Below are 1,165 nucleotides of genomic sequence, written 5' to 3'. Positions count from 1 at the left end.
AGCACCGGGTGGGCCCGGTGCTCCGCGAGCAGGGCGCCGAGGACGGCGGCGGCCCCCTCGGCGGGGCCGCCCAGGACGGCGATCCGGTGGCGGGTGCGCAGCGGCACCCGGACGCGGTCGAGCAGGCGCCGCCGCCGTGCCTCCCCGCCGCCGGGGAGGGCGAGCCGCAGGGTGCGCGGGCGGTCGGCGTCGGGGCGCGGTACGGGCGCTGCGGGCAGCGGTACGGGCAGCGGTGCGGGGACGGGCGGGGGCGGCGGCAGGAGCGGGAGCGGTGCCGCCGAGGAGGGGCCGACGGTCGACTCCCGGGTGGACGGCCGCCGTTCGGCAGGCGGGATCAGGACGGTGCCGAGCGGGTCGAGCGGGCGCGGGGGCAGCGGGGGCAGCAGGGCGACGGGTCCGGGCCGGACGGCCGGCGAGTGGTCGAGCGCGGCCGGGGCGGTGCCGCCCACGCCCGCGGTGCCGTCGGAGTAAGCCATCGGACGACCTCCCGGTCCCTGGTGCGCCGGACGGGTACGTACGGTCCGGCCGTACGGTCGGCCCGTACAGCCGGGAGTACGGCTGAAGGCGACCCTCCGGTTCAGCTGAACCGCTGGTGGTGGAGGGCCCGTTGAGCGGAACAGGGCGCACGGCGCGCCCCTCTGTCGCATCGGGAGGGCCGTAACGAGAAAACCCTCCGCCCGACCGGCTACCGATCGGTACCGTCATCGGGTGGCACCCGGCGCCCGCCGAGTGCCACCGAGTCGGAAGGAGCGTGAGTCCCGTGAACGGGACGGGGGAGGGTTGCGGCATGGCCGCGGACGGGCCGGAGGCGCGGGAGTTCGTCGCGGCCCTGGTGCGGGCCGGGGCGCCGAGCGCGGCCGGGCCGGCCGGGCTGGCGGTGCCCGAGGCGGAGGCGGAGGAGGTGATCGCGGTCGCCCGGCGGCTGGCGCTGCGTGCGGCGCCGGAGGAGCGGCCGGGGCCGGAGACGGGGCTGTTGGGCGTCGCGACGGCGCTGGTGGTGGACGAGCACCCGTCGGCCCCGGGGTGGTCGGCGGCGGAGCGACAGCTGTTGGCGGGCTGGGTCGCGGTGCTGATCGAGCACCGGGGCGAGGACGGGGTGCGGGAGCTGCTCGGGGCACTCGCCGAGGGCTGACAGCGCCGCCCGGTACGGTGCGCGGCGGGGGGC

The 1,165-nt window shown here is 79.3% G+C and carries 1 protein-coding gene and 1 pseudogene; one reads left to right on the top strand and one right to left on the bottom strand.

What is annotated here, in order from left to right; genetic code table 11:
• Positions 1–476, bottom strand: a pseudogene (locus ACFU6K_RS39420) (hypothetical protein); the annotation flags it as partial.
• A 284-nt stretch (positions 477–760) separates the two neighbouring features.
• Between ACFU6K_RS39420 and ACFU6K_RS39415 the strand changes: the two are divergent.
• Positions 761–1,132 (top strand): hypothetical protein, encoded by a 372-nt coding sequence (locus ACFU6K_RS39415; protein WP_380671546.1) that lies wholly within the window; start codon positions 761–763, stop codon positions 1,130–1,132.
• Positions 1,133–1,165 lie beyond the last annotated feature (33 nt).

The organism is Kitasatospora sp. NPDC057512 (genome assembly GCF_042802135.1).
Taxonomy (GTDB): Bacteria; Actinomycetota; Actinomycetes; order Streptomycetales; family Streptomycetaceae; genus Kitasatospora.
This window is presented reverse-complemented; position numbering and strand designations above follow the sequence as displayed.